General features: G+C 68.4%; 26 protein-coding genes and 2 pseudogenes. 17 read left to right on the top strand and 11 right to left on the bottom strand.

Annotated features, from left to right (window positions below; genetic code table 11):
• Nucleotides 1-14 precede the first annotated feature (14 nt).
• Nucleotides 15-677 (bottom strand): TetR/AcrR family transcriptional regulator, encoded by a 663-nt coding sequence (locus AC1RIF_RS00355; RefSeq protein ID WP_492599395.1) that lies wholly within the window; start codon nucleotides 675-677, stop codon nucleotides 15-17.
• Nucleotides 678-854: 177 nt separating this feature from the next.
• On the opposite strand from AC1RIF_RS00355, the gene AC1RIF_RS00350 reads away from it, so the two are divergent.
• Nucleotides 855-2,978 (top strand): ABC transporter permease, encoded by a 2,124-nt coding sequence (locus AC1RIF_RS00350; protein ID WP_492599394.1) that lies wholly within the window; start codon nucleotides 855-857, stop codon nucleotides 2,976-2,978.
• 36 nt (nucleotides 2,979-3,014) lie between these two features.
• Entirely contained in the window at nucleotides 3,015-4,049 is a 1,035-nt protein-coding gene (gene curA / locus AC1RIF_RS00345; protein WP_492599393.1) for an NADPH-dependent curcumin/dihydrocurcumin reductase, read from the top strand.
• 3 nt (nucleotides 4,050-4,052) lie between these two features.
• On the opposite strand, the gene AC1RIF_RS00340 is transcribed toward curA, so the two are convergent.
• The 8 genes and pseudogenes from AC1RIF_RS00340 to dapD all read right to left on the bottom strand — a co-directional run bounded on the left by AC1RIF_RS00340 (nucleotide 4,053) and on the right by dapD (nucleotide 10,360).
• Entirely contained in the window at nucleotides 4,053-5,024 is a 972-nt protein-coding gene (locus AC1RIF_RS00340; protein ID WP_492599392.1) for a TauD/TfdA dioxygenase family protein, read from the bottom strand.
• A gap of 11 nt (nucleotides 5,025-5,035) precedes the next feature.
• Nucleotides 5,036-5,683, bottom strand: coding sequence for a TetR/AcrR family transcriptional regulator (locus tag AC1RIF_RS00335; protein ID WP_492599391.1), 648 nt, complete (start codon nucleotides 5,681-5,683; stop codon nucleotides 5,036-5,038).
• Nucleotides 5,684-5,789: 106 nt separating this feature from the next.
• A pseudogene (locus AC1RIF_RS00330) lies at nucleotides 5,790-5,975 on the bottom strand (oleate hydratase); the annotation flags it as partial.
• Nucleotides 5,930-6,121: an oleate hydratase gene (locus AC1RIF_RS00325; RefSeq protein ID WP_492599390.1), complete on the bottom strand. Its 192-nt coding sequence runs from the start codon at nucleotides 6,119-6,121 to the stop codon at nucleotides 5,930-5,932. The pseudogene AC1RIF_RS00330 and the gene AC1RIF_RS00325, both read right to left, overlap by 46 nt.
• Nucleotides 6,122-6,328: 207 nt before the next feature.
• Nucleotides 6,329-6,922, bottom strand: a pseudogene (locus AC1RIF_RS00320) (3-hydroxyacyl-CoA dehydrogenase NAD-binding domain-containing protein); the annotation flags it as partial.
• Nucleotides 6,923-7,084: 162 nt separating this feature from the next.
• Complete coding sequence (locus AC1RIF_RS00315; RefSeq protein ID WP_492599389.1) at nucleotides 7,085-7,894, bottom strand: enoyl-CoA hydratase; 810 nt, start codon at nucleotides 7,892-7,894, stop codon at nucleotides 7,085-7,087.
• A gap of 103 nt (nucleotides 7,895-7,997) precedes the next feature.
• Nucleotides 7,998-9,326 carry an amino acid permease gene (locus tag AC1RIF_RS00310; protein WP_492600099.1) on the bottom strand — a complete coding sequence of 443 codons (1,329 nt, stop codon included), beginning with the start codon at nucleotides 9,324-9,326 and terminating at the stop codon, nucleotides 7,998-8,000.
• Nucleotides 9,327-9,397: 71 nt separating this feature from the next.
• A complete protein-coding gene (gene dapD / locus AC1RIF_RS00305) occupies nucleotides 9,398-10,360 on the bottom strand; it encodes a 2,3,4,5-tetrahydropyridine-2,6-dicarboxylate N-succinyltransferase (protein WP_492599388.1) in 963 nt (320 codons plus the stop codon).
• A 119-nt stretch (nucleotides 10,361-10,479) separates the two neighbouring features.
• Between dapD and dapE the strand changes: the two genes are divergently transcribed.
• The 10 genes from dapE to AC1RIF_RS00255 all read left to right on the top strand — a co-directional run bounded on the left by dapE (nucleotide 10,480) and on the right by AC1RIF_RS00255 (nucleotide 18,978).
• Nucleotides 10,480-11,577: a succinyl-diaminopimelate desuccinylase gene (gene dapE / locus AC1RIF_RS00300; RefSeq protein ID WP_492599387.1), complete on the top strand. Its 1,098-nt coding sequence runs from the start codon at nucleotides 10,480-10,482 to the stop codon at nucleotides 11,575-11,577.
• Nucleotides 11,578-11,612: 35 nt separating this feature from the next.
• Nucleotides 11,613-12,419, top strand: coding sequence for an LOG family protein (locus tag AC1RIF_RS00295; protein ID WP_492599386.1), 807 nt, complete (start codon nucleotides 11,613-11,615; stop codon nucleotides 12,417-12,419).
• Nucleotides 12,413-12,967, top strand: a complete 555-nt coding sequence (log, locus tag AC1RIF_RS00290; protein WP_492599385.1) for a cytokinin riboside 5'-monophosphate phosphoribohydrolase — start codon at nucleotides 12,413-12,415, stop codon at nucleotides 12,965-12,967. The genes AC1RIF_RS00295 and log overlap by 7 nt, the downstream gene beginning before the upstream one ends.
• 102 nt (nucleotides 12,968-13,069) lie before the next feature.
• The gene (locus AC1RIF_RS00285) at nucleotides 13,070-14,845 is read left to right on the top strand and encodes a long-chain-acyl-CoA synthetase (protein ID WP_492599384.1); all 1,776 of its coding nucleotides are present in this window, start codon (nucleotides 13,070-13,072) and stop codon (nucleotides 14,843-14,845) included.
• A 29-nt stretch (nucleotides 14,846-14,874) separates the two neighbouring features.
• Complete coding sequence (gene folP / locus AC1RIF_RS00280) at nucleotides 14,875-15,783, top strand: dihydropteroate synthase (RefSeq protein WP_492599383.1); 909 nt, start codon at nucleotides 14,875-14,877, stop codon at nucleotides 15,781-15,783.
• Nucleotides 15,780-16,703 carry a glucosyl-3-phosphoglycerate synthase gene (locus AC1RIF_RS00275; protein WP_492599382.1) on the top strand — a complete coding sequence of 308 codons (924 nt, stop codon included), beginning with the start codon at nucleotides 15,780-15,782 and terminating at the stop codon, nucleotides 16,701-16,703. Before folP ends, AC1RIF_RS00275 begins: the two co-directional genes overlap by 4 nt.
• A gap of 50 nt (nucleotides 16,704-16,753) precedes the next feature.
• Nucleotides 16,754-17,098 (top strand): DivIVA domain-containing protein, encoded by a 345-nt coding sequence (locus tag AC1RIF_RS00270; protein ID WP_492599381.1) that lies wholly within the window; start codon nucleotides 16,754-16,756, stop codon nucleotides 17,096-17,098.
• Nucleotides 17,095-17,694 (top strand): DNA-3-methyladenine glycosylase I, encoded by a 600-nt coding sequence (locus tag AC1RIF_RS00265; RefSeq protein WP_492599380.1) that lies wholly within the window; start codon nucleotides 17,095-17,097, stop codon nucleotides 17,692-17,694. Before AC1RIF_RS00270 ends, AC1RIF_RS00265 begins: the two co-directional genes overlap by 4 nt.
• A 151-nt stretch (nucleotides 17,695-17,845) precedes the next feature.
• Nucleotides 17,846-18,013, top strand: a complete 168-nt coding sequence (locus AC1RIF_RS00260) for a DUF3117 domain-containing protein (RefSeq protein ID WP_003931055.1) — start codon at nucleotides 17,846-17,848, stop codon at nucleotides 18,011-18,013.
• A gap of 110 nt (nucleotides 18,014-18,123) precedes the next feature.
• Nucleotides 18,124-18,978 carry a putative RNA methyltransferase gene (locus tag AC1RIF_RS00255; protein ID WP_492600098.1) on the top strand — a complete coding sequence of 285 codons (855 nt, stop codon included), beginning with the start codon at nucleotides 18,124-18,126 and terminating at the stop codon, nucleotides 18,976-18,978.
• Here the strand turns inward: AC1RIF_RS00255 and glgA are convergent.
• Nucleotides 18,951-20,123, bottom strand: a complete 1,173-nt coding sequence (gene glgA / locus AC1RIF_RS00250; RefSeq protein WP_492599379.1) for a glycogen synthase — start codon at nucleotides 20,121-20,123, stop codon at nucleotides 18,951-18,953. The genes AC1RIF_RS00255 and glgA overlap by 28 nt on opposite strands.
• A gap of 98 nt (nucleotides 20,124-20,221) precedes the next feature.
• Between glgA and glgC the strand changes: the two genes are divergently transcribed.
• Nucleotides 20,222-21,436 carry a glucose-1-phosphate adenylyltransferase gene (gene glgC, locus AC1RIF_RS00245; protein ID WP_114718447.1) on the top strand — a complete coding sequence of 405 codons (1,215 nt, stop codon included), beginning with the start codon at nucleotides 20,222-20,224 and terminating at the stop codon, nucleotides 21,434-21,436.
• A 40-nt stretch (nucleotides 21,437-21,476) separates the two neighbouring features.
• On the opposite strand, the gene AC1RIF_RS00240 is transcribed toward glgC, so the two are convergent.
• Complete coding sequence (locus tag AC1RIF_RS00240) at nucleotides 21,477-22,109, bottom strand: O-methyltransferase (protein ID WP_492599378.1); 633 nt, start codon at nucleotides 22,107-22,109, stop codon at nucleotides 21,477-21,479.
• A gap of 282 nt (nucleotides 22,110-22,391) precedes the next feature.
• On the opposite strand from AC1RIF_RS00240, the gene sigE reads away from it, so the two are divergent.
• From sigE to tatB, 4 genes are all read left to right on the top strand, one after another.
• Entirely contained in the window at nucleotides 22,392-23,063 is a 672-nt protein-coding gene (sigE, locus tag AC1RIF_RS00235) for an RNA polymerase sigma factor SigE (protein ID WP_492599377.1), read from the top strand.
• Between the two features lie 17 nt (nucleotides 23,064-23,080).
• Nucleotides 23,081-23,440 carry an RNA polymerase subunit sigma-70 gene (locus AC1RIF_RS00230; protein ID WP_492599376.1) on the top strand — a complete coding sequence of 120 codons (360 nt, stop codon included), beginning with the start codon at nucleotides 23,081-23,083 and terminating at the stop codon, nucleotides 23,438-23,440.
• Nucleotides 23,441-23,519: 79 nt separating this feature from the next.
• Nucleotides 23,520-25,037 (top strand): S1C family serine protease, encoded by a 1,518-nt coding sequence (locus AC1RIF_RS00225; RefSeq protein ID WP_492599375.1) that lies wholly within the window; start codon nucleotides 23,520-23,522, stop codon nucleotides 25,035-25,037.
• 82 nt (nucleotides 25,038-25,119) lie between these two features.
• Complete coding sequence (gene tatB / locus AC1RIF_RS00220) at nucleotides 25,120-25,518, top strand: Sec-independent protein translocase protein TatB (RefSeq protein WP_492599374.1); 399 nt, start codon at nucleotides 25,120-25,122, stop codon at nucleotides 25,516-25,518.
• Nucleotides 25,519-25,587: the final 69 nt, after the last annotated feature.

The following is a 25,587-nucleotide window of genomic DNA, read 5'->3' as shown; positions in this document are numbered from 1 at the left end:
ACGCCCGGCCCGGGCTACAGCAGGTACGTCACCGTCGACCCCGCGAGGAAGTCACCGGCGTGGGTGACCGGGGCGCCGAGCATGCCCGCACACGAGTCGATGAGGAAGTAGCCGAGGCCCGTCCAGTCGGCCGTGGTCGATCCCGCCTGGACCCGGGATTCGTACTCCGCGCACGCGTCGATCGTCATCCGTCCGAGCATCCAGGATCGTCCGGTGAAGACCGGTTCGGGAATCGCGGAGAAATGCTCCCGGATCCGGTGGATCAGTCGGTCGGTGAGCGGATCGGCGGTGACGGATTCGGCGACCGAGGTGGCCACGGACGGCACCGTGCGCAGTTGCTGCAGGAACCGCGCCCGCCAGCTCGGAGCGGGACGGGCAGCCAGCAGATCGGTGAACGGCAGGATCATGCAGGCCAACAGATCGGTGATCGGGGCGTCGTCGCCCAGTTCGGCGACCAGTTCGGCCCGCCTTGCCCGCGCGTACTCGGTGTGGCGATCGAGCAGTGCCCGCACCAGTTCGTCGCGCCCGCCGAAGTGGTAGCTCACCGCCGAATGGTTGGCGTTGCCGGCGTGCTCGGCGATGCGTCGGTTCGAGACCGCGTCGATCCCGTCGGTGGCGAACAGCTCCTCGGCCGCGTCCAGTAGCGCATTGCGAACCCGGTCGCCGTGCTGTCCCACTGTGTCTTCCCCTCTCGCCGTGCCCTGATCGTGCGCCGCGTCCCGGCCGCGGTGCGCTGGTGGGACGAACGTCACCGTCCAGATCATTGTCCAATTTAAGTCAGGCGGCGTAATTTTTGGGTGTCGGTTCGGATCGACGCGTTCATGCACGGACAAACGAGTAGCGGGAGCACGACTGTGACATCCACATCCACAGCGACCACCGACGGTCCCCCGGGGCACGAGGCCGAGGTCGAGGTCGAGGTCGATCCGGCCCGGGCCAGGAAGGAGCGGATCGGTCGCTACGTCGCGATGGTCCTGCTGCCGTTCCTGATGGTCGGAATGATGATCACGGGCTATCTCGCGACGATGCACGCGCCGACGCCGCACGACATGCCGATCGCCGTCGCGGGCCCCGCGCCGCAGGCCGAGCAGTTCGCCGACGCCCTCGCCGCCGAGAACCCGTCCGCGGTGGACGTCCGGGTGGTCGCGACCGATTCCGACGCCCGGCAAGCGGTGCTCGACCGTGAGGTCGCCGGAGCGGTGGTCCTGTCGGATCCGGCCGCGGGCACGGCGACGGTGTACACCGCCACCGCGGCCGGTGCGTCCCAGGTCGGGACCGTCACCGGACTCCTGGCCCCGGAAGTGGTCGGTCAGGGCCTGACGCTGCAGACCGAGGATCTGGCCCCGCTGCCGGAACGGGACACGGCCGGGCTCACCGCGATGTTCATGACGACGGCGCTGATGCTGGCGGGCTACATGCCGCTGAGCCTGATGCTCTCGAACTCGCCGGAACTGCTGCGTTTCCGTCGGTTCGTGCCGATCCTCGCCGGGTGGTCGGCGCTGATCGCCGGACTGGTGTGGCTCGTCGCCGGGCCGATCCTCGGGGCACTCGAGGGGAACACCGCGGCGATCCTGGGCATCTCCTGGCTCGCGGTGTTCGCGGTCGGCTCGGTGCAGCTGTTCCTCACCCGGATCCTCGGCCCGATGGCCGTCCTGGCGGGCATGCTGTTCCTGATGGTGCTGGGCGTGCCCGCGTCGAACATGGGCATGTCGGTCTACACGATGCCGTCGTTCTACACGACGATGCACGGGTTCCTCCCGACGCCGGCCACCGGTGAGGCACTGCGCTCGGTGATGTACTTCGGGGGCAACGGTGTCGGCACCCACGTCGCGGTTCTTCTCGTCGGCACGCTGCTCGCACTGGCCGCGACGCTCGGCATCGACGCGCTGAAGCGTCGTCGCAACCCGGACGCCGGGACACCCGAGGTGACCATGCAGTCGCTGACCGCGGGTCCGCGCCCCACCAGCAACCGAATTCGCTACGCCACGCTGGCGTTCTTCCCGCTGGGCATGGTCGTGCTGATGATCTCGTTCATGCTCGGCGCGATGTACCAGCCGTCGCCGCAGGACATGCCCGTCGCGGTGGTCGCCGCGAACACCGAGCAGGCGGAGCAGGCAGTGGCCGGCCTGGACCGGAGCATGCCCGGACTGTTCGACCTGCGTGCATCCGACTCGGTCGACGCGGCCCGCGCGCAGGTGGAGGACCGCACCGTCGTGGCCGCCTACGTGCTGCCGTCCGCGGGCGATCCCTCCGCCACGCTGATCACCAACGAGGCCGCGGGCGTCAGCCAGCAGCAGGTGGTCGCCCAGGTGTTCGGTCAGGTTGCCGCGGGCCAGCAGGTGCCGATGTCCAGCGCGAGCGTCGTCTCGCTCGACGCCGGCGACACGATGGGCACGGTGAGCCTGTATGTCGCGATGGGCTGGATCATGGCCGGCTTCATGATCGTCATCGTCGCGTCCAGTGCCGCACCGATGGTGATGGGCCTGCGGAAGCTGCTGCCGGTGATCGCCGGATGGGCGGTGTTCATGTCCGTCGTCGTCTGGCTGATCGCGGGCCCGATCGTCGGCGCCGTCGACGGGCACTTCCTGCCACTGGTCGGTACCGGCATCGTCGCGATCGTCGCCACCGCGCTGGTCACGACCGTCTTCGTCCGCTTGTTGGGCCTGCTGGCCGTGCTCCCGGTCGTCGCGATCCTGATGTTTCTCGGTGTCCCGGCTTCTGGTGGCGCGCTGTCGATCTACATGGAGCCCGCGCTCTTCCGATTCCTGCACGACGTCCTGCCCATGCCTGCTGCCGTCGAATCGGTGCGCTCGATCCTGTACTTCGGCGGCGACGCCGTCGGCTCGCACCTGGTGACCTTCGCGATCTGGGGAGTGCTCTCCCTGCTGTGCGTCGTGATCATCGACAAGTTCCGCCCGCTGCCGGGGACGGACGCCGCGGACGAGACGACGCCGGAGGCGGCCGTGGCGACGATCTGACCGGAGGCGGAGGGCGAGCGGGCGTACCGTTCGGTCATGAGCGCAGTCACGAGTACCCGCATCGTCCTCGCCTCACGTCCGCACGGCGAGCCCACCGCCGACAACTTCCGCATCGAGACGGTCGAATTGCCCGAACTCTCCGACGGCCAGGCCTTGCTGCGCACCGTGTATCTGTCGCTGGACCCGTACATGCGCGGACGGATGAGCGCCGCCGAGTCCTACGCCGAACCGGTCGAGGTCGGCGACGTCATGGTCGGTGCGACGGTGTCGCAGGTGGTCGAGTCCCGGCACCCTCGGATCGCGCCCGGCGCGTACGTGCTCGCGTACTCGGGTTGGCAGTCGCACGCCGTGGTCGACGGCGACGCGGTCCGGATGCTGGATCCGGACCGTGCGCCGCTGTCGACCGCCGTCGGCGTGCTCGGCATGCCCGGGTTCACCGCGTACTCGGGACTGCTGAAGATCGGCAGGCCGCAACCGGGGGAGACCGTCGTGGTGGCCGCGGCGTCGGGTCCGGTCGGGTCGACGGTCGGTCAGATCGCGAAGATCCACGGCGCGCGGGCCGTCGGGATCGCCGGCGGTGCGGACAAGTGCGCGTACGTGCGTGACGAACTGGGGTTCGACGCCGCGATCGACCACCGCGCACCGGATTTCGCCGAGCAGTTACGGTCCGCGGTCCCGGGCGGCATCGACGTCTACTTCGAGAACGTCGGCGGTCCCGTCACCGCCGCGGTCCTGCCGCTGCTCAACCTGTACGCGCGAATCCCGGTGTGCGGGCTGGTGTCCCAGTACAACGCCGACGCCGCGCCTCAGGGCCCGGACCGGCTGCCCGGATTCATGGGACTGGTCCTCGTCAAGAGCCTCACCGTCCGCGGCTTCATCCAGTCCGAGTTCGTCCGGGAGATGTACGCGGACTTCGAACGCGACGCCGCCCGCTGGATCGGCGAGGGTCGGCTGAAGTATCGGGAGGACGTCGTCGACGGGCTGGAGAACGCGCCGGCGGCGTTCCTGGGGATGCTGCACGGCAAGAACTTCGGCAAGCTCGTCGTCCGGGTGGGCCCGGACGACGAGTGACGATCAGGCCGGGATGCCGACCGGCTTGTCGCCGACGATCGAGATGCGGTCCATGACTCGGCGGGCCGGGTAGTAGTCGCTCGCCGCGTAGTGTTGGCAGGTCCGGTTGTCCCAGAATGCGATCGTGTTGGGACGCCACCGCAGCCGAACCTGGAACTCGGGACGCTGGACGTGCCGGTACAGCATCGTCAGCAGTTCGTTGGACTCCTGCTCGGAGACGCCCAGAATGCGCTGTGTGAAGCCGATGTTGACGAACAGCACACGCCGGCCGGTCTCCGGGACGACCCGGACCACCGGGTGCGTCACCGCGGGGAAGTTCGGCCGGAGCATCTCCACGGCCTCCGGTGGCATACCGCGGCCGAACGAGTTGATCCAGTCGTGTTCGGCCTCGAGATGATCGATCCGCGCCCGGATGTCCGCGGGGAGGAGGTCGTAGGCCGCGGCGGTGTCGGTCCACAGCGTGTCACCACCCACCGCGGGCACCTCGACCGCCCGCAGAACCGCTGCGAACGAGGGGAATTCGTGCCACGTTACATCGTTGTGCCACAGGTTCTCGACGCCGATGGCCATCGCGTCCTTCGCGAGCGTCGCGACGTCGGCGTCGCTCTGGCCGGGCTGGGTGTACTTGAAGAACGGGTGCTGCTCCAGTTCACCCCACCGGGCCGCGAATGCGCGGTGATCGGCGCGGTCGATGTCCTGGTCACGGAAGAGCAGCACCTTCCACTCGAGCAGCGCGCGGCGGAGTTCGGCGAGCACGTCGTCGGAGAGGTCTCCGCCCAGACGGATCCCGGAGATCTCGGCACCGATCGTCGGGGTCTGCGGATCGAGCGAGAACAGTTCGTAGGGGCGGACTTCCGTGGTCTCGACGCCCGCAGCGGTCCGGGGCGCCACGAGCGGGCCGAATGCCGCCAGCGGGTCCGTCGGCCGAGGTGCGATGCTGGTCAGGAACGTCTGTGGTGTGGACGAGACGGTCATAGCGGTACTCCTCAGGAATCGATGGTGGCGGGGTCTTCGATGATTTCGGTGGTTTCCGGCGACATCGGCGCAGTCAGCACGGCCACACAGATATCGACGAGATCCGAGACGATCGCAGCCGTCTGCCGCAGTGTGCGATCCTGGCCCTCCCGCATTGCGAGGGTGACCATGACGAGGGTGATCGCGTCGGACGCACGCCAGTCCGCGACCCCCCGGGGAACTTCGGTGAGGTCGGCCAGCAGCTCGTGTACCTGCCGGAAGCTCTTGGCGCTCATGTGCTTCTGGATGATATCGGCGAGCCCGGGATCGAACGTGGCCTGCACCAGGAATCGGGCGTAGTGACTGCCCGCTCGCCCGACGGTCTCGGCGGCCAGTGGGCGGACGAGTGCCTCGACGACCTGACGCGGCGTGGGTGACAGGCCCTGCCGTGCCCACTCGTCGAGGATCTCCTGGCGCCGCCGGTCGACCGGCGACATACGTGCCTCGACGACGGCCTCGATGAGGCCCTCGCGGGATCCGAAATGGTACTTCGCGGCCGACTTGTTGAACTGGTTCGCCGCGAGCTGGACGTCCTTGAGTGTCAGCGCGGGCATTCCCCGTTCGGCGACGATCTGTTCGGCAGCCTCGATCATCGCCTGGCGGGACGTGGTCTGAGTCACAGCAGCGACTTTAAGTTCGTGACCTTAATCTGTCAACGGTGGCGGCCGGACGCCCTTCGAGGCGCTACTCCTCGGCCAGGATGTGGTGTTCGCGCAGGAGTCGGCAATACTCGGTGGTGAAGATGCAGTCGCGGGTGGTCTCGGGGAACTGGCCGATGAAGGCGAAGTTGACGGCGCCCTCCGGGACGACCTGCGGGCGGCCACCGGCCTTGCGGGGCATGAAGAACGACGTCACGTACGGCACCATCACGGGCACGGCTTTCGCTGCGTTCGCCGCCAGTTCGGGAATGTCCCCGGAACACCCAATTGTGACTCGTACTGGTTGTACTTGGTGAACTCGAGCGTGCTCAGATCCGGGAGGCCGTGGATGTGATCGATGAAGCGGTGCAGGTACAGCTTGATCTCCAGCGCACTGTGCCATTCCTCGAACGCGAACATCGTGCGCCAGTCATGAACGCCGCGCCCCCAGGGACGCCAATCCGGCTCCCACGAACCAGGCCGTGTCGTCGTCGACGCACTCCGGGTTGCGTGGTCGTGCGAAAGCGTCGTAGTTGCCACTGCTGTAGTACATTTCGCCCCTGTCTTCGCGCGCGGACCGTCGCCGATCCGACATCGAGTCGATGGTGTGAAACGGCAGTCCGACCGTCAGTCGGAGGTGTAGCGGTAGAAACCCTCGCCCGACGCGACGCCGAGCCTGCCCTTGTCGATGTAGTTCTCCTTGAGCCATGCCGCGAGCTTCTGCGAGTCCGCGTCGCCGTGCGCCAGGATGTTGTACGGCGTCGTCAGCCCGATGATGTCGTAGATCTGGAACGGGCCGAGGGGAGCGCCAGTCGCGATCTTCCAGGTCTTGTCGACGTCCTCCGGCTCGGCATAGCCGCCCGCAGCCAACGCTGCTGCCGAATTGAGAAGCGGTACGAGGAGCGAGTTCAAGACGTACCCCGCCTTCTCCTTGTGCAGTTCGATCGGAACCATCCCGATCGCGGTCGCGAAGTCGACCACCGTCCGGAACACCTCCGGGTCGGTGTCGGCGGTGCCCATGATCTCGGCGGTGTTGAAACGCCAGACCTGGTTGGCGAAGTGCAACGCCAGGAATCGGTCGGGGCGGCCGGTGGACTCCGCGAGATCACTCGGCAGGAGGGTCGACGAGTTGGTGGCGAAGATCGTCCGTGCCGGTGCTTCCGCACCGATCGTCCGATAGATGTCCTGCTCGAGCGACAGAATCTCCGGAACCGCCTCGACCCAGAACGGTCACCTTGCGAATCTCGGTCATCCGACCTCCCCACGTCCGATCGGACGTTCGGATCACGTCCGACGCGCAGTGACCCTGACGCCGATCCGGGACCGACGAGCTCCAACAGAGCGAAAATCGTCAGGGGTGAGATCGGTGGCGAGCCTTCCCGCCTACCGGCCGTCGCGGAAGACCGGATCGCGCTTCTCGCGCCGCGCGAGCGTCGCCTCCTCGAAGTTGTCGGTCATCAACCGGATGAGCAGCTGACCGAGCCCCTCCTGGTTCATGTGCTGCGCCATCGACGACGCGTCCAGACTCGACCACAGCGTTCGTTTGGTCAGTTCGATACCGGGGCGCGAGAACTGCGCGATCCGCTGCGCCAGGTCGAAGGCGTCGTCGAGCAGATCCTCCTGCGCGACGACGCGCGAGACCAGCCCGATCCGTGCGGCCTCGTCGGCGTCGACGTCACGGCCGGACAGCATGATCTCGAACGCACGGGACGACCCGATCGCACGCGGCAGCAGATAGCTCAGGCCCAGCTCGCTGGCGGTGAGACCGTTGTTGATCCCGGCGGCCCGGAAGTACGCCTCCGGTGCGGCCAGCCGGATGTCCGCCGCCATCGACAGGCAGAAGCCGCCGCCGATGGCGGCACCGTTGATCGCGGCGATCACCGGCTGGTGCATGCGGCGCAGCGTCAGCACGACGTCGTCGAGCAGCTCCATCGACCGCAGCGCGATCGACGGTCGGGTGAGCCCGTCGATGTGGGGCGGACGGCCCGCGGACGTCTGGTCGGCGCCCGAGCAGAAGCCGTGGCCCGCGCCGGTCAGCACGACGGCGCGCACCGAGTTGTCGTTGCTGAGGGCCTCGAGCGACTCCTTGAACGGGACCATGACGTCGAACGCCATCGCGTTCATGCGTTCCGGACGGTTGAGGGTCACCAGCGCCACGTTCTCGCGCGGCCGTTCGACGAGGATGAAGCTCACGGTTCTCCTACGGTCGCAGGGTCGATTGTGCGCCGACCCTACGCCGCAGGATGGTTCGGTGTGCCCGTTCTCGGGGCTCCGATCGAGTGCGCGGGAGACCGCGCTAGTCGGCTGCCTCGACCGGGGTCTGCTCGTCCCGTGCCCGCCGGCGCGATCGGATCAGCGACAGCACCAGGATGAAGAGGAACAGCCCCGCGGTCGCGATCAACTGGTCGCGGGCATCGGCGTCGAACATCATCAGCACGGCGAAGGCCGCGAGCAACGCCAACGTGAGGTAGCTCAGGTACGGGAAGAGCCACATCTTCACGGTGAGCTTGCCCTCGCATTCGAGCCGCGGCCGCAGGCGCAGGTGCGAGATGACGATGAACACCCAGATCACCAGCAGCGCGGCGCCGACGGCGTTGAGCAGGATGCCGAGCAGGTCGTCGGGCAGCAGCCAGTTCAGCAGCACGCTGACGAAACCGAAGAACACCGACAGCAGCACCGCGTTGGTGGGAACCCCCGTCTTCGACAGCTTCGCCAGGGCCTTCGGGCCGTCGTTCCGGCGGGCGAGGGAGAACGCCATCCGGGAGGTGCCGTAGACGTTCGCGTTGAACGCCGACAGCAGCGCGATCACCACGACGAGTTCCATCAGGCCCGAGACATACGGGAGGTTCGCCTTCTCCAGGACCGAGACGAACGGACCGTCCTGCAGCTCGGGATCGTTCCACGGCAGTACCAGGACCATGATGCCGATCGCGCCGATGTAGAAGACGCTGATCCGCCACATGACGGTGCGGACGGCCGTGGCGATCGAACGCTCGGGGTCCTCGGACTCGGCCGCGGCGATGGTGACGATCTCGATGCCGCCGAACGCGAAAGCCACGACCAGCAGACCCGCCGCGATACCGCTGAACCCGTTGGGCATGAAGCCGCCCTCACCGAGCAGGTTCGTGAACCCGACCGGATCGGTGTCCGGGAGTAGACCGAAGACGAGCAGCACACCGACGACGAGGAAGCCGATGATCGCGGCGACCTTGAGGGCCGCGAACCAGAACTCGAATTCGCCGAAGTTGCTGACCTTGGCGAGGTTGACGACCGCGAAGAACGTCACGAAGACGAGCGCGATCACCCATTGGGGCACGCCGGGGAGCCAGTCGTTGACGATCGCCGAGGCGCCCGTGATCTCGGCGCCCAGCACCATGATCAGCATGAACCAGTAGAGCCATCCCATCACGAAGCCGGCCCATTCGCCGATGCCGATACGGGCGTAGTGCGAGAAGGATCCGCTGGCGGGCACCGCGGCGCCCATTTCGCCGAGCATGCGCATCACGCACACCACGACGAAACCGGCGATCACGTAGGAGATGAGGACCGCGGGGCCCGCCTTCGCGATCCCGACACCGGTCCCGAGGAAGAGACCGGCGCCGATGGCCGAGCCCAGGCCCATCATCGTGAGATGACGGACCTTGAGGCCGTGTCCTAATCGGGCGGAGGTGTCGGTGGAGCTCACAAGCCGTGGAATCAGTCGTTGGCGTGCAGTGCAGCGTTCAGTTCCACGCCCGTGCCCTTCCACGGCACCACCTCGACGGCGCCGGAGACGGAGTTGCGGCGGAACAGGATGTTCGACCGGCCACTGAGGTCGGCGGCCTTGACGACCGTGCCGTCCGGGCCGGTGACCTTGGTGCCGGCGGTGATGTAGAGGCCCGCCTCGACGACGCAGTCGTTGCCGAGCGAGATGCCCAGGCCGGCGTTGGCCCCGAGCAGGCAGCGCTCGCCTACGGAGATGACCTGCTTGCCGCCACCGGACAGCGTGCCCATGATCGACGCGCCGCCGCCGACGTCGGAGCCGTCACCGACGACGACACCGGCCGAGATACGGCCCTCGACCATCGAACTGCCGAGCGTGCCGGCGTTGAAGTTCACGAAGCCCTCGTGCATGACGGTGGTACCGCTCGCCAGGTGGGCGCCGAGGCGGACACGGTCGGCGTCGGCGATGCGCACACCGGACGGGACGACGTAGTCGACCATGCGCGGGAACTTGTCGACGCCGAACACAGTGACCGGGCCGCGGATCCGCAGCCGCGAGCGAACCAGCTCGAAGCCGTCGACCGCGCACGGGCCGTAGTTGGTCCACACGACGTTCGCGAGCAGCCCGAAGACGCCGTCGAGGTTGACGCCGTGCGGGGTGACCAGGCGGTGCGACAGCAGGTGCAGGCGCAGGTATGCGTCGTGCGCGTCGACGGGCGGCGCGGACAGGTCCGTGATCGTGGTGCGGACCACGACCTGCTTGACCTCGCGGGCCTCGTCGTGGCCGGCGAGCAGCGCAAGGTCCGACGGAATGTCGGTGCCCTCGAGCGCGACGGTGCCGGCGACGGTGCCGCCGTCGAACTCGCCCAGCGCGGGGGCCGGGTACCAGGTGTCGAGAACCGTGCCCGACTCGGTCACGTTGGCGACGCCTACTGCAGATGCTCCCTGTGCACTCACGGGTGCACAGGTTACGCGAGGCGTGCGGCGACGTCCTGGGCGGTGAGCCGATCACGGTCCCGAACACGCGTTCCGACCGGTCGGGTGTCGCGCTGGACAGTGCACCTAACCTGGAAGCCGTGAGCACCCTCGATCTGCATGCCGACCCCATCGATCTCACCGCCGCGCTCGTGGACATTCCCAGCGTGTCGCAGGACGAGGGCGTCATCGCCGACGCCGTCGAGGCCGCGTTGCGGGAACAGACGTCCGGGTTCGAGGTGATCCGCAGCGGCAACGCGGTGCTCGCCCGGACCGATCGCGGTCTGCCGAGTCGGGTGATGCTCGCCGGCCACCTGGACACCGTGCCGATCGCCGACAACGTGCCGAGCCGACGCACTACCGACGAGCGGGGCGACCTGCTGCACGGATGCGGAACCGTCGACATGAAGTCCGGTGACGCGGTCTTCCTGCACCTGGCCGCGACGATCTCCGACCTCGCACACGACCTGACGCTGGTGTTCTACGACTGCGAGGAGATCGCCGCGCAGTACAACGGGCTCGGGCGCATCGAGCGCGACCTTCCGGAGTGGCTGTCCGCGGACGTCGCGATCCTGGGCGAGCCCACCGCGGGCTTCATCGAGGCGGGCTGCCAGGGCACGCTCCGAGTGCGCCTGACGACGTCCGGTGTGCGTGCGCATTCGGCGCGGTCGTGGCTCGGCGACAACGCGATCCACAAGTTCGCGCCGGTGCTGGACCGGCTGTCGGCGTACGAAGCGCGGTCCGTCGACATCGACGGCTGCATCTACCGGGAGGGGCTGTCGGCGGTGCGGATCTCGGGAGGGGTTGCCGGCAACGTCGTCCCCGACGCGGCCGAGATGGACGTCAACTTCCGCTTCGCACCCGACCGCAGCGTCGCGCAGGCGATCGAGCACGTGCGCGAGGTGTTCGACGCGGCGGCGCTGGGCGGTCTCGAACTCGGTTTCGAGGTCACCGACAGCTCGGCCGGCGCGCTGCCGGGCCTGGCGAACCCCGCGGCCGCGGCGCTGATCGACGCGGCCGGCGGGCAGTTCCGCGCCAAGTACGGCTGGACCGACGTCTCCCGTTTCTCGGCACTCGAGATCCCCGCGGTCAACTACGGCCCCGGCGATCCCAACCTGGCGCACAAGCGGGACGAGCACGTGCCGGTGGAGCAGATCACCGACGTCACGCGGGTGCTGCGCGGGTACCTCGCCGCGTAGGCGTGCGCCGCGGGCGAACGGTTAGCCTTGCCCGCATGGCACCTGACAGGAAGACCGGAGCCGCTAAGCGCGGCAGTTCATCGGTGAAGCACCGTGGGCCGATCATGTTGCGGCGCGATCGCAAGGCGGAGTCGACGAACGCCGACCGGCGCCTGCTCGATCAGCGTGGGCCCACCGACTGGGTGCACACCGACCCGTGGCGGGTGCTGCGGATCCAGAGCGAGTTCATCGAGGGTTTCGGGGCGCTCGCCGAGGTGCCCCGTGCCGTGACCGTGTTCGGATCGGCCCGCACCGGCGAGGACACCAGCGAGTACATGGTGGCCCGTGAGCTCGGCACCGCGCTCGCGCAGGCCGGGTACGCCGTCATCACTGGCGGCGGCCCGGGTGTCATGGAGGGCGCCAACCGTGGCGCGAGCGAGTCCGGCGGGTACTCGATCGGCCTCGGCATCGAGTTGCCGTTCGAGCAGGGTCTCAACGAGTGGGTCGACCTCGGCATCAACTTCCGTTACTTCTTCGCGCGCAAGACGATGTTCGTGAAGTACTCGCAGGCGTTCGTCTGCCTCCCCGGCGGTTTCGGCACGCTCGACGAGCTGTTCGAGGCGCTCACTCTCGTCCAGACCCGCAAGATCACGCGGTTCCCGATCGTCCTGATCGGCACCGAGTTCTGGGGTGGCCTCGTCGACTGGTTGCGCGACACCCTCGAGCGCACCGGCAAGATCTCGCCGGGCGACGTCGATCTCATCCACGTCACCGACAGCGTCGACGAGGCCGTGCGGATCGTCGCCGAGTCGCAGCAGGGTGTGGACGAGGCCGCTCTGCTGGGAGACGAGGACGAGTGGTGAGCGTGGGCGACAAGAAGTTCGCAGTCTGCGTGTACTGCGCGTCGGGGCCCGTGGACCAGCAGTTCCTGCAGCTGGCATCCGAGGTCGGCACCGCGATCGGCCGCCGGGGATGGCAGCTGGTCTCCGGCGGCGGCAACGTCTCGATGATGGGCGCCGTCGCGACCGCGGCCCGTGAGGCGGGCGCGTGGACCGTCGGCGTCATCCCGAAGGCTCTGGTGCACAAGGAGGTTGCGGACGTCGACGCCGACGAGCTGATCGTCACCGACACGATGCGTGAGCGCAAGCGCATCATGGAGGACCGTGCCGACGCGTTCATCACGTTGCCGGGTGGGATCGGGACGCTCGAGGAACTGTTCGAGACCTGGACCGCCGGGTACCTCGGCATGCACGAGAAGCCGGTGGTGATGCTCGATCCCGTCGACCACTTCCGTGGCCTGCTGCACTGGCTCGAGGGGCTGCGCGGTCAGGGGTTCGTCGCGCAGCGTGCGTTGGACGGGCTGATCGTCACCGGTGACGTCGAGTCCGCGCTGGACGCCTGCGTGCGCTGAAAACGGTTCCGGTCGAGGGGTTCCGGGGACGGGTCGTAAAGGTTACTGTGAAGTAGGATCCGTTCCCTTTCGATTCTCCCTGCCCTCCCGACAAGGATGCCGATGAGTTCAGACGCCACCGCTTCGACGATCGGTCTCGTGCAGCTCGCACGACAACTGCCGGGGATGGCGACCGAACTGCCCAGCCTGGCTCGTGGAGCGCTCGGTCTGACCCGCAAGCCTGAGGCTCGTGAGTCGATCGGCCGGGTGTTCCAGGAACTGGCCCGACGCCAACCGGGCCGGCCCTTCATCCGATTCGAGGGGACGTCGATCGGCTACGGGGACGCCAACGCCCGGGTCAACCGCTACGCCGCCGTACTCGTGCAGCACGGTGTCCGGCGCGGTGACGTGGTCGGGATCCTGATGAAGAACCGGCCCGAGGCGTTGCTGCTGACCCTCGCGGTGGTCAAACTCGGCGCCGTCGCGGGCATGCTCAACCACAATCAGCGCGCAGATGTGCTGGCGCACAGCCTGTCCGTGCTGGACAGCCGGGCCCTGGTGGTGGGCGAGGAGTGTGGCGAGGCGATCACCTCGCTGAGCGGCGAGGTGCATGCCGAGACCGTGTTGTCCGTGGGCGATCTGAACCGGCTCGCGCAGGACGCGGACTCGTCGAACCCCGCTGTGTGCGAAGAGATCCGGGGTACGGAGCGGGCCTTCTACATCTTCACCTCGGGTACGACGGGGCTGCCGAAGGCCAGTCTGATGAGCCACTTCCGGTGGCTCAAGAGCATGTCGGGCCTCGGCGCGATGGGAGTTCGACTGCGCCGCAGCGACACTCTGTACTGCGCCCTACCGCTGTACCACAACAACGCCCTCACCGTGTCGCTGTCGTCGGTGCTCTCCGCCGGAGCCGCGATCGCGATCGGACGCAGCTTCTCCGCGTCCCGCTTCTGGGACGACGCGAAGGCCAACCGCGCCACGGCGTTCGTCTACATCGGCGAGATCTGCCGCTACCTGCTCAACCAGCCACCCCGGTCGGACGACCGCGACAACGGGATCCGCCTGATGGTCGGCAACGGTCTGCGGCCGGAGATCTGGACCGAGTTCACCGAGCGGTTCGGCATCGAGCGTGTCGCCGAGTTCTACGGCGCCAGCGAGTGCAACATCGCGTTCGTGAACGCGCTGGGCGTCGACCGCACCGCCGGGGTGTGTCCGCTGCCGTACGCGGTGGTGGAGTTCGACCCCGAGACCGGGCGCGCCCGCCGCGGCCCGACGGGGCGGTTGTGCCGCGTCGGCACCGGCGAGGTGGGTCTGCTGCTGTCGAAGGTGACCGACCGGGCACCGTTCGACGGGTACACCGATCCCGAGGCGAGCGAGAAGAAACTGGTCCGGAACGGGTTCAAGGACGGCGACTGCTGGTTCGACACCGGCGATCTGGTGCGCAGCCAGGGCTTCATGCACGTCGCGTTCGTGGACCGTCTCGGCGACACCTTCCGGTGGAAGGGTGAGAACGTCGCGACCACCGAGGTGGAGGGGGCACTGTCCGCGCACCCGGCGATCGAGCAGTCGGTGGTGTACGGCGTCGCGGTGCCCGGCACCGACGGCAAGGCGGGCATGGCGGCGGTGACGGTGCGCTCGGGTCACGCGCTCGACGGCGTCCGGCTCGCCGAGGAGTTGTACGCCCGGCTGCCGGCGTACGCGATCCCGCTGTTCGTGCGGGTCGTCGACTCGCTCGAGACCACATCGACGTTCAAGAGCCGCAAGGTGGAACTGCGCGAGGAGGGCTACGCGTCGACCGTCGACGAGCTGTACGTGCTCGCAGGTCGCACGGACGGATACCGGCCCGTCTACGACGGATACGCGCGGGACGTCGCCGAGGGGACTGCTCCCCGGGCGTAGTGAGACCTCGGTCATGCGAATATGGGGGCATGGCACCGCGCCCCGTCGCCGACGACGTCTCGGCTCCCGGACACGTCCTGCCCACCCTGTGTGGCAGGCCGGTCGCGACCGATCGTGCCCTCGTGATGGCGATCGTCAACCGCACCCCGGACTCGTTCTACGACCGTGGTGCGACGTTCTCGGACGAGGCGGCGATGGCGGCGGTCGATCGCGCGGTCGTGGAGGGCGCCGATCTCGTCGACATCGGGGGCGTCAAGGCCGGCCCCGGCACACTCGTCGATGCCGCGGAGGAGACGCGCCGCGTCGTGCCGTTCGTGGAGGCGATCCGGGCGCGCTACCCGGATGTGATCATCAGCGTGGACACGTGGCGCAGCGAGGTCGCCCGACTCGCGTGCGGTGAGGGTGCCGATCTGATCAACGACACGTGGGCGGGGGCCGACCCCGAACTGGTGGAGGTCGCGGCCGAACTCGGTGCCGGGATCGTCTGCTCCCACACCGGGGGAGCGGTGCCGCGCACGCGCCCGCACCGCGTCCGGTACACCGACGTGGTCGCCGACGTCCTCGCCGAGGTGGTCGGAGCGGCCGAGCACGCGTCGCGGTTGGGCGTGAAAGCGGACTCGATCCTCATCGATCCCACCCACGATTTCGGGAAGAACACCTATCACGGACTCGAATTGTTGCGTCGCGTGGAAGATCTCGTTAAGACCGGATGGCCCGTGCTGATGGCGCTCAGCAACAAGGATTTCATCGGGGAGACTCTGGGTGTGGAACTGGCCGAGAGGTTGGAGGGAACCCTGGCGGCGACCGCTCTGGCGGCCGCCGGCGGAGCCCGGGTGTTCCGCGTTCACGAGGTTGCCTCGACCCGGCGTGTGGTCGACATGGTCGCCGCGATCATGGGAACCAGGCAACCCGTCCGCACCGTACGGGGGTTGGCATGAGCATCACCGAAGCGTCGCGTACCTGGACGGACGCCAACAGTTGGGACCACCCGGACTGGAGCATCGCGGAACTCGAGCGGGCCAAGGCCGGGCGCACCGTGTCGGTGGTGTTGCCGGCACTCAACGAGGAGAAGACGGTCGCCGGTGTCGTCGACACCATCCACCCACTGCTGGGCGGGCTCGTCGACGAGCTGATCGTGCTGGACTCCGGCTCGTGCGACGCGACGGCAGAGCGCGCCGCGGCCGCCGGGGCGACGGTCATCAGCCGGGAGGACGCCGTCCCGGGCCTCGCTCCGGTGCCGGGCAAGGGCGAGGTGCTGTGGCGCTCCATCGCCGCGAGCACCGGTGACCTCATCGCGTTCGTCGACTCCGACCTCGTGGAGCCCGATCCGGCGTTCGTACCCAAGCTGCTGGGGCCGCTGCTCACCGTCGACGGCATACATCTGGTCAAGGGCTACTACCGACGTCCGTTACGGGTCAGCGGCACCGAGGACGCCAACGGCGGCGGTCGCGTCACCGAACTGGTGGCCCGGCCGATGCTGGCGGCGCTGCGCCCCGAACTGACCTGCGTCCTGCAGCCCCTCGGCGGCGAGTACGCGGGCACGCGCGAGCTGCTGTCGTCGGTGCCGTTCGCGCCCGGCTACGGCGTCGAGATCGGGCTGCTGCTCGACACCTACGACCGACTCGGGCTCGGTGCGATCGGCCAGGTCAATCTGGGTGTGCGTAAGCACCGGAACCGGCCGCTGTCCGAACTCGGGGTGATGAGCCGGCAGATCATCGGCACGATGCTGCGGCGCTGCGGTGTCGACGACACGGGAGCCGGCCTGACCCAGTTCCTGGTGGACGGCGACTCGTTCGTCCCGGCGCGGACCGATGTCGCGCTCACCGATCGGCCGCCGATGAACACCATCCGTCCCTGATCGACGCGCACGACGACGTTGCTGTCGGCGGTTCGTGACAGTATCGGGGCATGCTGACGGTCCTTCTGTACCTGTTGATCATGGTGCTGGTCGGTGGCCTGCTGTACTTCGCTGCGAGCATGGTGTTCGGCCGTTCCGAGGAGTTGCCGCCGATTCCGGCCGGCACCACCGCGACGGTGCTCCCCGCCGAGGGAGTCACCGGCTCCGACGTGCGCGCGCTCCGATTCCAGCAGACGCTGCGCGGGTACAAGGCGAGCGAGGTGGATTGGGCGCTCGACCGTCTGGGGCGGGAGATCGATTCCCTGCGAGCGCAATTGGAGAACCGGGCGGCCCCGGAACCGGCCGATCACGGGAAGGCCGCGGACGGGCCCGGCAGTGCGGAGCCGGAACTGTGAGCGCCGCCGGGATCGAGGTCGGTGCACCGTCGGAGGAGCGGGTGCGGTGCCCCTGGGCCACCGACAGCGACGGCTCCCGGATCTACAGCGACTACCACGATTTCGAGTGGGGGCAGCCGCTGCACGGCCGCGACGAGTTGTTCGAGCGACTGTGCCTCGAGGCGTTCCAGTCGGGGCTGTCCTGGATCACCATCCTGCGCAAGAGGCCGGCGTTCCGGGACGTCTTCGCGGACTTCGACCCCGAGATCGTCGCGGCCTACACCGAGTCCGACGTCACCCGGTTGCTCGGCGACGCTCGGATCGTCCGCAACCGAGCGAAGATCGAGGCCGTGATCGGTAATGCCCGTGCGGTCCTGGACCTCGCCGACACCGATCTCGACACGCTGCTCTGGTCGTTCGCTCCGCCGCGGCGCGCGCGGAGATTCGAACGAGTCGACGAGGTTCCGGCGGTCACACCCGAGTCCACCGCGATGGCCGAGGAGCTGAAACGTCGGGGCTTTCGTTTCGTGGGCCCTACCACGGCATATGCACTCATGCAGGCCACCGGGATGGTCGACGACCACATCGCCGCGTGCTGGGTCGAACCCCACGTGTGACGCTGTCTGATTCGGGTGGTTTTGTGCCTCAGCTTCCCGGCAACCCACTCGATAGGGAAGAATGGACCAAGAGCCTCGCCAATTGCTGACGAGGCATCCACGGTAACCCAGGCGCTAGAACAGTCCGGCGCAGATTTGGAGGGAGCAGAGGATGGCGGCCATGAAGCCCCGGACCGGGGACGGTCCCCTCGAAGCAACCAAAGAGGGACGAGGAATCGTCATGAGGGTTCCACTCGAGGGCGGTGGACGTCTGGTCGTCGAACTCACCCCGGAGGAAGCAGCAGCGCTGGGGGACGAACTCAAGGGTGTCACCAGCTAGCGGATCAATCCTCTTCGGTGTTCCGGCCGGGTCGGCAAGACGACCCGGCCGGACCCGTTGACGGGCGATCGGACCAGCGGGTGATCTCCGGAAAGGGCACGGCGGTACAGGTGCTGGCGGATGTGTGCGCGCTGTTGGCGTGCCCGCAGTGCGGTGACGAACTGGATCTGGTCGATCGTGCGCTGGTGTGCGCACGAGGCCACAGCTTCGACATCGCACGACAGGGATACGTCACGTTGCTGACCGGTGCCGCGACCAAGTTCACCGGGGACAGTCCCGAGATGATCGCCGCGCGCTGCGATTTCCTCGACGCAGGCCACTTCGATCCGCTCATGTCCGCGGTCGCCGAAGCCGTGGTGCAGACCACGGACGACGGTGTCGATCCGCGCATCCTCGAGATCGGTGCCGGCACCGGGCACTATCTCGCCCGAGTCCTGGACGCGTCCACGTCCGCACAGGGCATCGGGCTCGACGTCTCCAAGCCTGCGGCGCGGCGGCTGGCCCGGGCGCATCCGCGCGCTGCCGCCGTCGTCGCCGATGTGTGGCGTCAACTGCCCGTGCAGGACGCCGCCCTCACCCACGTCCTGTCGATCTTCGCTCCGCGCAATGCCGCCGAGATCGATCGAGTGCTCACGGACGAGGGCACCCTCGTCGTGCTCACCCCCACGGACCGGCACCTCGTCGAACTCGTGGAGTTGCTCGGCATGGTCCGCGTCGACGACCGCAAGGTCGAACGACTCGGGGAGACCGTCGCCGGACGCTTCGAACGGGCACACCGCACACCCGTCGAGACACGGATGATGCTGTCGCACCGAGACCTCGAAGACCTCGTGGGCATGGGTCCGTCGGCCCGTCATCTCACGGCCGAGCGCCGAGCCGAGGCCATCGCCGCGCTGCCCCAACCGTTCCCGGTGACGGCATCCGTCGTCGTCTCGACCTACCGCCGGCCCAGGACCTCGGTGTAGACGTCGAGGGTCTGCTGCGCGATACGGGCCCACGAGAACTCCGCCGTCGCCCGCAGACGGCCCGCCCGGCCCATCGCCGCGGCCCGGTCCGGATCGGTCGCCACCTCGTTCACGGCCGCCGCCAGCGCGTGCTCGAACGCCTCCGGCTCGTACGAGTTGTAGTGGACCAGCCGGCCGGTGACACCGTCCTGCACCACCTCCGGAATCCCGCCGACGTCGGAGGCGACCACCGCGGTTTCGCACGCCATCGCCTCGAGATTCACGATCCCCAACGGTTCGTACACCGACGGGCACACGAACACGGTCGCGGCCGAGAGTAGTTCCCGCACCTGGGTGGTGGGGAGCATGTCCCGGATCCAGACGACGCCGTCACGCCGGGCGGTCAGCTTCGCGACGGCCGCTTCGGTCTCGGCGGCCAACTCCGCGGTGTCGGGAGCGCCGGCGCACAGCACCAGCTGGATCGCCGGGTCGAAGTCGTGCGCCGCCGCGACCAGATGTCCGAGACCCTTCTGGCGGGTGATCCGGCCGACGAAGACCACGATGGGCCGCGCGGGATCGATGCCGTGCGTCGCCGGTACCGACACGGTGTTCGGCACCGCCGGACCGGGACACCACGCACCGGCGTCGATGCCGTTGTGCACCACGTGCACCCGGGCCGGATCGATCGCCGGATACGTGTCGAGGACGTCGGCGCGCATGCCGGCGCTGACCGCGATCACCGCGTCGGCGTGCTCCATCGCGTTGCGCTCGGACCACGACGACACTCGGTAGCCGCCACCGAGCTGCTCGGCCTTCCACGGCCGCCGCGGCTCGAGGGAGTGCGCGGTGATGATGTGCGGGACGTCGTACAGTTCGCCCGCCAGATGCCCGGCCAGGCCGGTGTACCAGGTGTGGGAGTGCGCGACGTCGGCCCCGCCCGCGGCGTACGCCATCCGCAGTTCGGCCGACAGGGTGCTCAGGGCCGGATTGGCGCCGGCGAGGAGGGGATCGGGGCCGTGGACGAACACGCCGTCGCGGGGCACGCCCATGCAGTGCACGTCGACGTCGCACAGCCGCTGCAGGTGGGCGACCAGCTCGGTGACATGGACACCGGCGCCACCGTAGATCTCCGGGGGGTACTCCTTCGTCATCATCGCGACCCGCACCGGCTAAACGTAACCGCCGGAACCCGTTCCGGCCAGCACGACCCCGCCCGTTCGGGGCAATGCTGGCGGCAGTGGGGGCAGGCCGATAGGTTGACGGTGTGAGGAGTCAGCCCCATGTGCTCGGGATCGTGCTCGCCGGTGGCGAGGGTAAGCGCTTGTACCCGCTCACCGCTGACCGCGCCAAGCCCGCAGTTCCCTTCGGTGGCGCCTACCGCCTCATCGACTTCGTGCTCAGCAATCTGGTGAACGCGGGGTATCTCCGGATCTGCGTGCTCACCCAGTACAAGTCGCATTCGCTCGACCGGCACATCTCGCAGACGTGGCGGCTGTCGGGATTCGCGGGCGAATACATCACCCCGGTACCTGCGCAGCAGCGGTTGGGTCCGCGCTGGTACACGGGCAGTGCCGATGCGATCTTCCAGTCCCTCAACCTCGTCTACGACGAGGATCCCGAGTACATCGTCGTCTTCGGCGCCGACCACGTGTACCGGATGGATCCCGAGCAGATGGTGCAGCACCACATCGACTCGGGAGCGGGGGTGACCGTCGCCGGGATCCGGGTGCCGCGCAGCGAAGCGTTCGCATTCGGGTGCATCGACAGTGACGAGACCGGCCGGATCACCCAGTTCCTCGAGAAGCCCGCCCACCCGCCGGGAACACCCGACGACCCCAATGTGACGTTCGCCTCGATGGGTAACTACGTCTTCACCACGAAGGTGCTCGTCGACGCGATCCGCGCCGACTCCGAGAACTCCGACTCCGACCACGACATGGGCGGAGACATCATTCCGGCACTCGTCGACGCCGGTCTCGCGTCGGTCTACGACTTCAAGAACAACGTGGTCCCCGGCGCGACGGACCGTGACCGCGGCTACTGGCGGGACGTGGGCACCATCGATGCGTTCTACGACGCGCACATGGATCTCGTGTCCGTCCACCCGGTGTTCAACCTCTACAACCGGCGCTGGCCGATCCGCGGCGGCGCCGAGAACCTGGCACCGGCGAAGTTCGTCAAGGGCGGGCTGGCACAGGAGTCCGTCGTCGGCGCCGGATCGATCCTGTCCGCGGCCACCGTCCGCAACTCGGTGCTCAGTTCCAACGTGATGGTCGAGGACGGCGCCACCGTCGAGGGCAGCGTCCTGATGCCCGGCGTCCGCGTCGGCAAGGGCGCCGTGGTGCGCCGCGCGATCCTCGACAAGAACGTCGTGGTCGGGGAGGGCGAGATCATCGGCGTCGACCTCGAACGGGACCGCCAGCGGTTCGCCGTCAGTAATGGCGGCGTCGTCACGATCGGCAAGGGCGTCTGGATCTAGGGCCGGTAGCCCCGTCCCCGGGCATCCCCTGCCGGCCGGGTCAGTGCCGGGCGGCGCAGAGAAGACCGTCGCCCACCGGGAACAGCACGCGAGTGAGGCGGTCGTCCTCGGCGATGGTCCGTGCGGCCTCCCGGACCGCGACCGTCGTGGCATCACGCTGGCCGGGATCGGCCACCCGGCCGCCCAGCAGCGCGTTGTGGAGCACGATCACCCCGCCCGGACGCAGCAATCGCACACCCTCCCGCACGAAGTGCGGGTGATCGGCGGGCGCGTTGTCGACGAACACCAGGTCGTATGCCGAATCGGCGAGGCGCGGCAGGACATCGAGGGCGCGGCCGTTGATCAGCCGGGTCCGGGACGGTGCGATGCCTGCCACCCGGAACGCCTGCTTCGCGGCACGCTGGTGCTCGGGTTCGCTGTCGATCGTGGTGAGGACGCCGTCCTCGCGCATGCCGCGGAGCAGCCACAAACCGCTGACGCCCGCGCCGGTGCCGACCTCGACAACGGTCTTCGCGTCGAGCATCCTGGTGAAGAGCGCGAGTGCGGCACCGACCGGCGGGGGCACCGGCGCGGCGCCGAGTTCCGAGGCCCGGTCCCGTGCGGCGGTCAGCATCTCGTCCTCGAGGATCGAGTCCTCGGTATGGGTGAGAATCCGTTCGGCGTTCGTGTGCACGCAATAGAGGCTAGCCGCGCCGCGTTCGCGATTCCTCGAGGCACGCTCGTCCGGACAATTCGGCGCCCGCCTCGGTCAGATTCTCAGGCCCCGCTCAGCTTGTTCATAGTGCGCACATATCGGGGTGCGACAGGGTGAGTGCAACGTCGGACGACTAGACCGCACGGCGTGAAGATCGCGACCATCGGATGGTGGGAACAATTCCGGGTTCCCGGGAGTTGAACCTCCACAATCCCGTGTCTCGAGATCAGCGGTCCTGAGTAGGAGGATCCACCCATCCTGATGATCAATGCCGAACGCACACCCACACCCACCGCCGACGACATCACGGCGGGCACAGTTTCAGGTGTGTCCGCTGAAGGCATCGACGTCGAATGCTCCGAACCGACCGGCACGGCCGCGTTCGACGCTACGGGTGACCGGGCCGCGATGCCGTCGTGGGACGAATTGGTCCGCGAGCACGGCGACCGCGTCTACCGGCTGGCCTACCGGCTGTCGGGCAACGCCCAGGACGCCGAGGACCTGACGCAGGACACGTTCATCCGTGTCTTCCGGTCGCTGCAGAACTACCAGCCCGGCACGTTCGAGGGTTGGCTGCACCGGATCACCACCAACCTCTTCCTGGACATGGTGCGTCGTCGCAACCGCATCCGGATGGAGGCGCTGCCCGAGGACTACGACCGGGTCCCGTCGGATTCGCCGAACCCCGAGCAGATCTACCACGACGCGCGTCTGGCCCCCGACCTGCAGTCGGCGCTGGACTCGCTGGCACCGGAGTTCCGCGCCGCGGTGGTCCTGTGTGACATCGAGGGGCTGTCGTACGAGGAGATCGGTGCGACACTCGGTGTGAAGCTGGGTACTGTTCGCAGCAGGATCCACCGCGGACGGCAGGCACTACGTGACCATCTGGCCGCGAATGGAAAGGTTGACTCCGAGCAGATCGGTGTCGGGTAGTGGTGCAGGAGGGTTTGATGACGCAGGCGCGCAGACCTCGTCAGTTCGGCTCCACCGAGCATCTGGCGAGCGAGGCGATCGCCTCGTACGTGGACGGCGAACTCCGCATGAACGCGTACCTGCGCGCCTCCCAGCACCTGGCCCTGTGCCCCGAGTGCGCCGCGGAGGTCGACGCGCAGCAGCAGGCACGGATTGCACTGCGCCATGCCGGTGAGGTCGCCATGCCGAGTTCCCTGCTGGGCCTGCTGAGCCAGATTCCGCGCTGTCATGTGTCCGACCCCGAGAACACGCCCCCGCGGGATTCCGCACCGGGCATCATCTCGTTCGACCCGAGCAGCGATCTTTCCCGTCGCTGGCCGTTCCGTCGGCGCCGCTGACGGTGCCTCCCGGCACATCACCGTCCTGATCGGTGATACTGGCATGCGTGACTGACGCACACGAGGGGGACATGCGCGCGTGACCGCTGATTCGAGGACGCCGGGGACGGCGGACGGCGACACCCCCGACACCGGCGGCGCGGGTTCCGACCGTCAGGACGGGCCGCGGCTGGCGCCCCGGCCGGTGTATCGCCCCCACGTCGACCCCACGGCACAGCACGCGTTCGGTCGCCCGGCGGACGTGAACGGCTCCTTCGTGCCGGAGTCCGCACACCGCGCCTCCGGCGCGCCCACGATCCGCCTCGGTGCGCCCGACGCGGTCATGGCCGAGGCATTCGGTCGTCCCGCGGGCGAGCCGGATTCGATCCAACGCGGTCCCGAGGGTGTGGCCGAACTCCCCTCGGACGCCCCGACCGGAGACCCGTGGCGCGACCCCGAGGCCGCTGTCCGGCTCGGCCCTCCCGCCGAGGCCACCGTCGGCCCCGAACCGCTGCCTCCCGCCCCCAAGCTCGGCGTCCGGGACATCCTGCTGGGCGATCGCATCGAACGGAAGGCGCTCGCGGCCCTCGCCGCCACGGCCCTCGCGATCGGCCTGGTGGGCGGCCTCATCGCCACCGCGGTCACCTCCGACCGCGGAGCACTCACGAGCGATCGGGTGACCCTGTCACAATCCGACAGCGACGACGACGCCCCACAGGGGCAGATCGCCACGGTCGCCGACGCGGTCCTGCCGTCGGTGGTGTCGATCCAGGTGTCGCAGGGCGAGCAGTCCGGAACCGGTTCGGGCGTCGTCGTCGACGGCGCCGGCTACGTCGTCACCAACAATCACGTCATCTCGATGGCCGCGGCCGATCCGGGGAACTCGACCATCCGCGTCACGTTCTCCGACGGCACCAAGGTGCCGGCGCAGATCGTCGGCCGCGACATCAAGACCGACCTCGCGGTCCTCAAGACCGAGGCGGAGAACCTCACCGTCGCCGACCTCGGCCGGTCGGAAGACGTGCGCGTCGGGCAGGACGTCGTGGCGGTCGGCTCGCCGCTCGGCCTGAACAAGACCGTGACCCGCGGCATCGTGAGCGCCCTGCAGCGTCCGGTGCGGCTCAGCGGTGAAGGCACCGACACCGACGCCGTGATCGATGCCGTCCAGACCGACGCCGCGATCAACCCCGGCAACTCGGGCGGCCCTCTGGTCGACATGGAGGGCCGCGTGATCGGCATCAACTCGGCGATCCGATCCGAGAGCGGCGGCTCGGTGGGTCTGGGCTTCGCCATCCCGATCGACGACGTCACCGCGGTCGCGCAGGAACTGATCCGCAACGGCGTCATGCATCATCCGGAAATCGGTGTCAACGCCCGCACCGTCATCAACGACGCGACCAGCGGTGCCCAGGTGGCCAATGTGCAGTCCGGCAGTCCGGCGGAGCAGGCCGGCATCGTCGAGGGCGACGTGATCGTCAAGGTCGGTGATCGGACCGTGTCGAGTGCCGACGAGCTGGTCGTTGCCGTGCACGACCAGACGGTGGGACAGCAGGTTCCGGTGCAGCTGGTCCGCTCCGGGCGGCTCGTGGACCTCCAGGTGACGCCCACATCGGACTGACTCGGGTGTCCAGTTCGTGACAAGCATGTGATATTTGCGGATCGTGCGAGCGATTCCGGCCTCGGGCACGTACTCTGAACCCGTGTTTGGCAACATCGGCTGGGGCGAGTTCATGGTGCTCCTCATCGCAGCGCTCGTGATCCTCGGACCCGAGCGGCTTCCTGGCGCCGTCAGCTGGGTCACCAAGACGATGCGTCAGGTCCGGGACTACGCGAGCGGCGCCAGCCAGCAACTCAAGGACGAGCTGGGCCCGGAGTTCGACGACCTCCGCAAGCCGCTGTCGGATCTCAACGAGCTGCGGGGGATGACGCCGCGGGCGGTCATCACCAAGCACCTGCTCGACGGTGACGACTCGATCCTCACCGGCAACTTCGACAAGGCCGGCGGCAACGGTTCGTCGAGTGGACCGTCCGTGACGGGGCCGACCTCCAAGCCGCTCGCCGCCGGGGAGCGTCCCCCGGTCGATCCCGACGCCACGTAGCCCGGCACACACCGCGACTTCTCACGAAAACGGGGGGGGGGGGGGGGGGGGGGGGGGGGGGGGGGGGTG

It is taken from the genome of Prescottella sp. GW823-FHT02E09 (genome assembly GCF_058797375.1).
This window is presented reverse-complemented; position numbering and strand designations above follow the sequence as displayed.